This is a genomic window from Microvirga massiliensis, assembly GCF_001006805.1.
Lineage (GTDB): Bacteria > Pseudomonadota > Alphaproteobacteria > Rhizobiales > Beijerinckiaceae > Microvirga > Microvirga massiliensis.
Window position 1 is genome coordinate 83,809 of sequence record NZ_LN811360.1, and the last position, 8,394, is coordinate 92,202.

Consider the following 8,394-nt stretch of genomic DNA (forward strand, 5'->3'; position numbering starts at 1 on the left):
CCCGAAAAATCACCGTAGATGCGGCGCACGCTCGCCTCCCCGATCTTCGCGATCTCTTCAAAAAGCCTGCCTGCGATTTTCGCCGAGGCGTTATCCGCATCGATGAGGACAGCAAGACGGGCGGAGCGAGCCTCTATAGCCATTGAATCTGGTCTCTCCGGGTAGATCTCAGGGCATTGTAGTCCGATCCATCCTCGACGCGCGAGTGGCATCGCATGTCCGAATCGCAAGCGAGCGGCCACTCGTCATCCTGCCGTGAGGCGAATTGGTTAGGCTCTCGGCGGTGAGCGCTGACACATTCGCTGGCAGAGGCCGATGGCGCTAAGCCAAGGAGCCATGTTTATCCGAACCGGCCTCTGGTGCGGTGAGACGATGGTGTGCATAGGGATCTGATCGCCCGCCGGAACCGAGACACGCTCAACCATCATCTCTGGCCCGCAATCGCTCGGTGGTCGCGTGCGCGTCGACAGCTTCGATGCCCAATTGTTGCAGCGCAAAGTGCGAGATGCTGATTGCGATCTCCCGCTCGCCCGTCAAGGCAAGCCCCACGCCCGCCGTCTCGGGCAGATGGATCGCCTCGTCGTCGGTATGAGTCCGCACCACGGTCTCAATCCTTGGATGCAGCCTCCGCTCGACTTCGAGCACCCGCCGGGCCTGAAACGCATCCGGTAGCGCCACGACGATGAGGCGCGCGCAACGGCTGCGCCGCCTCCAGGACCTCCTCCCGTGTCGCGTCGCCGTAGATGACAGCCGTTCCGCCTGCCCTCAGCGCCTCAGCCAGCCTGCGGTCCGCCTCCACGACCACATAGCTCAGGCCGTGGTGCCGCAACGCGGTTGCAGCGATCTGCCCGATGCGCCCATGGCCAACAAGAATCGCATGACCCGACAGGCTCACGGACTCAGACGGCGGGATCATCTCCTGACGCTCTCGCCAGAGTTTGAACGGTTCCAGGCCCGCCACGCGCCCGGCCACCAGCGTCGCGAGGGTGAAGACGAACGGATTGGCGATGATCGCGAGCGGGGCAAGGGCTCATGGACACCTCCAGTGAACATCAGGACCGCAGACCCAACGCCGGCCCGACGGAGGCCGTTCCCCAATCCAGAGATCAAGCCGGGCGAGCAGCAGGTCTCGGCATCTCCCCTGTGCTCGGCTTCAGATCTTCAAAGGTCTCACAGGCGCAGAAAGCCCCTCGCCATAGCGGCCCAGACATCTGCGCCTTCATCCACGGTTCTGCACGAGCAGCGCCATGCGAATGACCTCGGAAAGGCTTTTTGCTTTCAGCTTGTTCATCACATTGGCCCGATAGATCTCCACCGTGCGTGGGCTGAGCTCCAGATCGTGCGCAATCACTTTGTTGGCCTTACCGTCGACCAGTCCCTGAAGGACCTGGCTCTCGCGCTCGGACAGCGATTCGATGAGCGCCTTCGCTGCGCGAACTTCTTCGCTCTCTGTAGGTCTGTCCTGTGAGGCGCGAATGGCCGACTGAACCACCTCCAGGAAGCGATCGTCGCTGAACGGCTTTTCCAGAAAATCGACCGCACCGGCTTTCATCGCCTCGACGGCCAGCGGCACGTCGGCATGGCCCGTCATCACCACGACCGGTGTCCTGAAGCCCCGCTCCCTGAGGCGCCCCATGAACTCGATGCCATCCATCCCGGGCATCCGCACGTCGGTGACAATGCACCCCACTTCGATGTCCGCAACGAAGTCGAGAAAATCGACGGCAGAGGCATGAACGCGCACGTGGAACTCCGCAGAGACCAACAGGAACGACAACGCCTTGCGGACCGCAACGTCATCGTCGATCACGTGAACGATGGGCTCAGTGTCCATTGACAAGATCCTCGTGCTCGACAAGCCCAAGCGTGAAGTGAAAGGTCGTGCCCTCGCCGAGCTTCGAGTCAGCCCAGATCTTGCCGCCGTGTGCTTCCACGATAGTTCGGCAGATCGACAGTCCGACGCCCATTCCGCTCGTCTTCGTCGTCGTGAAGGGTTGGAAAAGCCGGCACAGGACTTCCGGAGCGATGCCGGGCCCTGAGTCCTGGACGCTCACCGCGACGCAATCCTGGTCGGCAAGCACTCGGGTTCGGATCACGAGCTCACGCCGGCTGACATCGTGCATGGCCTCGATCGCGTTGCGGATCAGGTTGAGGAGAACCTGCTGGATCTGGATCCGATCCACGATCACCTTCGGGGCCTGCGTGGCGAAATTGAACTCGACCCGGATGCCGCGCTCCTTGGCCCCGACCAGGGCCAGCGCACTAGCTTCCTCGATCAGCCTCTGGATGCTCTCGATCTGACGATCGCTCTCGCCGCGGGTCACGAATTCCCGCAGGTGCCGGATGACCTGACCGGCCCGAAGCGCCTGCTCCGCCGCCTCGTTGACGGCCTCCCGGATCATCTCGATCCGCTGCACGTCAGTGTCGTCCCCCCGGAGCTGATCGAGCATCCGGCGTGAGCCCTTCAGGAAACTCGTGATCGCCGTCAGGGGCTGGTTGATCTCATGCGCAAGCGTCGACGCCATCTCGCCGAGCGCCGTGAACCGCGACATGTGGAACAACTCGGCCTGCAGCTCCTGCAGCCGGGTCTCCGTCTGCTGCCGCTCGGTCAGGTCGCGGATGAAGCCTGTGTAGAAACGCTCTCCGCCGGAGTTCATCTCGCCGACCTGGAGTTCCATCGGGAAGGTCGAGCCATCCTTTCGCTGGGCGGCCACGATCCGGCCCAAACCGATGATCCGGCGCTCGCCCGTCTCGTGATAGCGCTGCAGATAGCCGTCGTGTTGCTCCCGATAGGGCTGCGGCATTAGGAACTTCACATTCGAGCCGATCACCTCCTCGGCCCGGTAGCCGAACATCCGTTCGGCCGTGGCGCTGAACGACTGGATCAGCCCCCTGTCGTTCATCACGATCATCGCATCGGGAACGGTCTCCAGAACGGAGCGGAGATGGGCTTGCTCCCGCGCCAACTTCTCTTCGGCGGTCTTTTGCTCATGGACGTCGGTGATCGAGCCGACCCATTCCCGGACCGTGCCGTCGGGGCCCCGCAACGGTACAGTCCTGACGAGAACCCACCGGTAGCCGCCGCTCTTATGGAGAACCCGGTATTCGAATGACCCGGGGCGCCCCGAGGCGATGGTCAATTCCCATTCAACGCGAGCTCGCTCGCGATCTTCGCGGTGGACGGCCTCCAGCCAACCGTCATCCTTCCGATCGTCCGGTGCTTGCCCGCAGAACTCCTCCCAGCCCCATCCCTCGACGGGGCTGCCGTCCGGCAGCGCTCGCCAGATCACCTCGGCGCCAGTATCCACCAGGGCGCGATATCGCTCCTCGCTCGTGCGCAGCGCCTCTTCGGCCTGCCGGCGCTCCTCCTCGACCGCGAGAAAGCGCGAGAAGTCCCGGGTCGTGAGGACGAACCCCGTCGGCGTCCCGTCCTCGTCGTCGACCCGGTCGAGCGACAGATTGGCCGCGAAGAAGGAACCGTCCTTTTTCGTGCGCCGGCCCCGGCTGGTCACATGGCCGCTCTCCCGGGCGGCATGCAGATCCTTCTCCGGAGCGTCGTCCTCCCGATCCTCGGGGGAATACAGGATGCCGAAATATTGGCCCCGAACCTCGTCGGCACTCCAGCCATAGACATGCGTCGCGCCTCTGTTCCAGGACAGGATGTGGCCCTCGAGATCCAGCAGCACGACTGCGTAATTCTGGATCGCCTCGATCGCTCGGGAGGGATGGATCCTCACCTCGTTCGAACGCTCGATCGGCCTGTGTGGGGGCCGTTGCGACGCCGATGAATCTGCCATGGCTCCGCCTAGGTCATTCGTCGCGGCAGGTTCAGGCCCGGCGTCGTCCCATCATCCCGTAGGCCCAAGCCAAGATAGCTTGCCGCGCCTCGCACGATTCTGGCGGACGACTCGCCACCCTCACGAGGAAATGACATTTCCCGGCACGGCATGGCCGCGCCTGGCAGTCTCTTCCCATCGGTTTCGGCCCGTACTTGAGCTCGGAGGGCGACGCAAATCATGTCCCCTGCACATAGAGCACGAGGGGAGGGCGTCCACAATTTTTGATCGCAGCACCCGCTCAGAATGGGCGGTTTCGAAAAACGCGGTAAATTCAGCAAAATTTCCTAGTGCCGGAACGGGCTCGCCTGCGCGGACGGATCGACGCCGAGGACATCGACGGTCCAGCCCGAGGTGTTGACGATCTCGACTCGCCACCCCGCCCATTCGCCCGACAGGGTCGGATCCTCCCGGCGCAAATCGGCAATGATCTCGTGGGCGTGAAGACGAGCCGCATTGATATCCGGGGCATCGAAGCCGAATCCATCGAGGATCACCTCGTCGCCATCGGTCAGATTGAAGTAGTAGCGTTGGGTCAGCAGTCGGTCGGTGGCGCCGCTCTCGACTGTATCGAAGAGATCCTGGAGGCGCGCCTCGCTGTCGCGCGTCATCGATCCAACCTTACTATTTCTCACTGCCAACCCCAATGACGTCTGGAATCGCGGTGGGTCCGCATCGTTTTCTTGTTGTCGCGATGCACCCTGAAGGCCCAACTCCGAAACGCCTCAATTTATCCGTAACGCCTTCAATTCACTGCAAAAAGCGCGGCAGATCTGGACGGATTAAGGCGTGGGCACAATCCGGGCCATTACCTATTGCAACTCAGGGACTTTCCGGAGGTCGGGCCTGGCGTGAGCACGCCTGCCTCGTTCTCGCGCAAGCCCAAGTGCTGATCGCCAGGGCATACGTTATGCCCGTCTGCGGTCTGACACCCGTGCCAGTTCCGCAGGAGCGATGCTCCGAGCACTGTCGCCTCGGTCAGTCCGGATTGCTCTTTTCGAAATAGAGCCGGCGAGCCTCCTCGGAGAGGACGAGGCTGTTTGCCTCGACCTTCCGCGGCAGCAGCACTGGAGCCTGCTGGGAGCGCGCGCCGCGTCGTCTGGCCGATCGCAGGGCTTCCTCGGACAACTTCGGCAAGCCCTCGGCGGCAATTCGCTGCCGCTGCTCCCGCACGGACTTTTCCGGATCACTCGCCACGATCAATTTCCGGCATTTTATGACAGATCGACGCCACGAGTTTAGCGGCAGGCGTTGATAGCCTCCAAGCGGGTCAGGTCACCGGCTCAAGATTTCCCACAGACGAATCGGGCCTCGCCAGAGGTCGGCGCAGATTCCGGAGCCGCGCGTATCGTCATCCGTCCAGGACCAGGACTGAGTGCCTTCGCCCGTTTCAGGGACTTGGTGCGGTCCTACTCTGCGGGGACTACGATACGGGAAAATCCTTAGTGAAAAAGTGTCACTTGTTTTCAACACCGGCCGTGCATATTCGATTCCCAAGCCAGAGCTTGCTTGCACGAGGGTTTTTCAGCTGCCAAGCTGTTGCCATTACAAAAACAAAAGATACGAGGCCAAAATGCCGTGGGGCGATTTTTTGCGGGGTTTCATCTCGTTCGCGAATTGCGGGGAATTTACAAAGAAAATTCTCGCGGCCGCAATTGCCGGTGTCGGCCTTATCGGCTCCAATCCCGGCCTCGCGGAGACCCGGGCTTCCCTGCCGCCCATCACTTTGGCGGCGGTTACGAGCGACCCCGCCAGGCCGACCGTCGCCTGGGAAGAGTTCTGCCACCGGCTGCCCAGCGAATGCGGCATCGATCCGTCCGAAGCCTCGACGATCACCTTGAGCCCGCAGGTCTGGACCACGATCCTCGAGGTCAACACGCGGGTGAACCAGACCATCGAGGCGGTCACTGACTTCGATCATTGGGGCGTGGTCGACCGCTGGGACTATCCCGCCGACGGGCGCGGCGACTGCGAGGACATTCAGCTTCTCAAGCGCAAGCTCCTCACCGAAGCGGGTCTGCCCCATCGCGCCCTGCGGATGACCGTCGTCATCGACGAACTCGGCGAGGGGCACGCCGTCCTGATGGCGCGCACCGATCGCGGCGACTTCGTCCTCGACAACAAGCGCAATGCCGTCCTGCCCTGGCAGCAGACCGGCTACTATTACATCAAGCGGGAGAGCTCCGATCAGGCTGGCTGGGTGAGCTTCAAGGGCGAGGACGTTCCCGTGGTCATCACGGCCACTCGCTAGACGGCGGCCACACTCATTGTCCTGCGCTGCGCGATCGGCATAGAGAGCGCGGTGCAAAAGGCCCGGCTTACGTAATTTTCCGGACGGGGTCTGCGGAATGCCCTGAGTTGGCCCGCAGCGGTCGCCCGATCTAAACACGCATCAGTTCACAACAAGTTTTGCGTAACACGAACTCATAATCGGGGAACCGCCGTGGCTAGGGGCAGCGCGGCGAATAGGGATTGAGCGGGCTGCGGATACGATCACAAGATCGGACGCGGCCCGTTCTTTTGTTCACACCGGCTGATGACCTTCAGCATGCGCTCGAAGCCACTCCGCAAACTTTGCTTCGGTGATGTCGCTTTGGCTGTCGGCCAATTCCATCCAAACGTGGACTATGTCGGCATCGGCCGCGGTCAATTCCCAACCATTCAGCTCTAGAAAGAGTTCTGTCACGACAAGAGATGTTCGCTTGTTACCATCGGCAAAGGGATGGTTCCGGGCGATGCCGAAGCCGTAGGCAGCCGCGAGATCAACGATATCGGGTGTACCATAGCCCCACAGGTTTTGCGGGCGCGCCAAGGCAGATTCCAGCAGGCCCTCGTCCCTGATTCCGGACAACCCGCCGTGCTCGGCGATCTGCTCGTCATGAAGCGCAAGGACGACGGCCTTAGCGATCCAGTCAGGCTGGCTCACTTCGCAAGCTCACGGAGAGCATTGCGGCGCCTCCGCATGATGCGGCGCGCGGCCTTCATCTGCTCCTCGAACTCCGGATCATACGGGGTCAAGCGGTAGCCATCAGGGCTCTCGGTCAAGTAGAGCGTATCGCCCTTATCGACCTTCAGACGCGCCAGGACCTCTTTCGAGAAAGTCGTCCCGACGGAGTTTCCCACTTGCGTCAGCTTGAGCTTGATCACGGGTGCCATGGGACCCTCTCCGTTATGACAGTTGTTATAACGGTAGCGATCCCTGAGCGCTCCCGCAACCGTGGCAGGCACCTGGACACGAAACGTTCGCCGACGGCCACTCCTCGGTAACGCCCGGCTCTGCTGCTGCCCTGTCGCGGGTGCCGTCGGCCATCCCTAACCGTCCATTTACCTTGAGGCGGCACAAACGTTAACGAGTGGTCAGCATTCGCTGGCCTGGGTTCCTCCTGCTCGTTAGCGACCATGCACCCAGATCGCCATTCGCCGTTTTGCCCGTTCCCTGGCTCTGTCGAGAGCGAAGTGCACGGCTCTCCGGAGAGCCACACGGGCGTTCCCTTTCGCAGCGCCGTCGCAGAGTCCGGGTCCAACTCCCATTTCGATCCGGCACGTGAGCCGCCATGGCGCCAGGCCTTCGTGCTCGGCGACGGCGTCATCGCAACCCGGACACCCGATCGCGTCATTCGCGCCCGCAATGGCATTCCGGAACCCGAGCCGTCGCCGCCCAGGCGGCCTCCGGCCCACCCCGCACTGCCTGAATCCCGCATCTCCCCAGCCGATGAGCAACGGCCGCGGCCGGACCTCGAATCGGCCGTCAGGAGACAGATCGCGACCCTGCGCTCGACATTCGCGCCCGAAGACCACGATTCCCTGGAAGACTCGATCCCCGCTCGGCAGGAAGCGACCTCTCACGCCGCCCTGCCGCAGGAAGACTGCGAAACACTGCCACAGGATGACGAGGAATTTGCTGCTTGCCCTGAACCGGACGTTACGCCCGACACCGAGGAATCCCGCCTCGAACCAGAGGCAGAACCGATCGATTTTATGCGCAACGAGACTCAGCCGATTTCTGTCTCCCCCGCCTTCACCATCAATAGCAGTTTCTCCGCGCTCACCTGGCTGAACGGCCTCGCGGCAAGCCAGGTCAGCTTTGCCCGGCAAGCCCGAGCGGAATTGCCCCCGCCGGCGGTGGTCGCACCCCAGACATCTCCAAGCGACGAGGTTGTCGAGGGCAGTGAATCCGTGGCGATCGCCGAAGCACCCGTTCGAGAGGATGTCCGGACGCCCGACGAGACCGAGGAAGCCGAGGAGGCGGCTCTCCCGCAGGAAGCGCATGTAGAGCAGCCCGTCTCGGGTGAGACGGAAGAGATCGATTACGGGTATCTCTCGCTGTACGCGGAGGAGTTGACCCAGATCGCTCCACGGTCCGATGAAGCCACCCCGCAGCAAAGTGTCGGCTCGCCAGTCGTAGAACCTATTGCTCCTGCTGCGACCGAGGCTGACCAAGCTGCCACGGCCGAACCTCCGGCGACGCAGCTCACCAACGTGATCGAGTTCGCTCCTCGGGCCTCCGCTTGGATCGACCATGCCGCTCGTGTGACCGAACCCGAGATGGCGCTAAACG

At 62.6% G+C, this 8,394-nt stretch carries 10 protein-coding genes and 1 pseudogene; 2 read left to right on the top strand and 9 right to left on the bottom strand.

Annotated features, from left to right (window positions below; all coding sequences use genetic code 11):
- From BN1233_RS28380 to BN1233_RS28405, 7 genes and pseudogenes are all read right to left on the bottom strand, one after another.
- Positions 1-143: pseudogene (locus BN1233_RS28380) on the bottom strand (NYN domain-containing protein); the annotation flags it as partial.
- Between the two features lie 274 nt (positions 144-417).
- Positions 418-603, bottom strand: coding sequence for a hypothetical protein (locus BN1233_RS43385; RefSeq protein ID WP_048710045.1), 186 nt, complete (start codon positions 601-603; stop codon positions 418-420).
- Positions 604-607: 4 nt separating this feature from the next.
- The gene (locus BN1233_RS43390; protein ID WP_048710048.1) at positions 608-916 is read right to left on the bottom strand and encodes an NAD-binding protein; all 309 of its coding nucleotides are present in this window, start codon (positions 914-916) and stop codon (positions 608-610) included.
- Between the two features lie 303 nt (positions 917-1,219).
- Positions 1,220-1,834 carry a response regulator FixJ gene (fixJ, locus tag BN1233_RS28390; protein ID WP_046867021.1) on the bottom strand — a complete coding sequence of 205 codons (615 nt, stop codon included), beginning with the start codon at positions 1,832-1,834 and terminating at the stop codon, positions 1,220-1,222.
- On the bottom strand, positions 1,824-3,797 hold the full coding sequence (locus tag BN1233_RS43395) for a PAS domain S-box protein (RefSeq protein ID WP_052763965.1): 1,974 nt from the start codon (positions 3,795-3,797) through the stop codon (positions 1,824-1,826). The genes fixJ and BN1233_RS43395 overlap by 11 nt, the downstream gene beginning before the upstream one ends.
- A gap of 326 nt (positions 3,798-4,123) precedes the next feature.
- Positions 4,124-4,447: a DUF6894 family protein gene (locus BN1233_RS28400; protein ID WP_046867022.1), complete on the bottom strand. Its 324-nt coding sequence runs from the start codon at positions 4,445-4,447 to the stop codon at positions 4,124-4,126.
- Between the two features lie 367 nt (positions 4,448-4,814).
- The gene (locus BN1233_RS28405; RefSeq protein WP_046867023.1) at positions 4,815-5,033 is read right to left on the bottom strand and encodes a hypothetical protein; all 219 of its coding nucleotides are present in this window, start codon (positions 5,031-5,033) and stop codon (positions 4,815-4,817) included.
- Positions 5,034-5,409: 376 nt separating this feature from the next.
- Between BN1233_RS28405 and BN1233_RS28410 the strand changes: the two genes are divergently transcribed.
- On the top strand, positions 5,410-6,087 hold the full coding sequence (locus BN1233_RS28410) for a transglutaminase-like cysteine peptidase (RefSeq protein ID WP_046867024.1): 678 nt from the start codon (positions 5,410-5,412) through the stop codon (positions 6,085-6,087).
- A gap of 273 nt (positions 6,088-6,360) precedes the next feature.
- Here the strand turns inward: BN1233_RS28410 and BN1233_RS28415 are convergent, their stop codons facing one another.
- Together BN1233_RS28415 and BN1233_RS28420 are read right to left on the bottom strand one after the other, a co-directional pair.
- Positions 6,361-6,762 carry a type II toxin-antitoxin system death-on-curing family toxin gene (locus BN1233_RS28415; protein ID WP_046867025.1) on the bottom strand — a complete coding sequence of 134 codons (402 nt, stop codon included), beginning with the start codon at positions 6,760-6,762 and terminating at the stop codon, positions 6,361-6,363.
- Positions 6,759-6,992 carry an AbrB/MazE/SpoVT family DNA-binding domain-containing protein gene (locus tag BN1233_RS28420; RefSeq protein ID WP_197094643.1) on the bottom strand — a complete coding sequence of 78 codons (234 nt, stop codon included), beginning with the start codon at positions 6,990-6,992 and terminating at the stop codon, positions 6,759-6,761. The genes BN1233_RS28415 and BN1233_RS28420 overlap by 4 nt, the downstream gene beginning before the upstream one ends.
- Positions 6,993-7,292: 300 nt before the next feature.
- Here BN1233_RS28420 and BN1233_RS48575 point away from each other — a divergent pair.
- Positions 7,293-8,394: hypothetical protein (locus tag BN1233_RS48575; RefSeq protein WP_046867026.1), on the top strand; the 1,102-nt coding region annotated here is incomplete at its 3' end.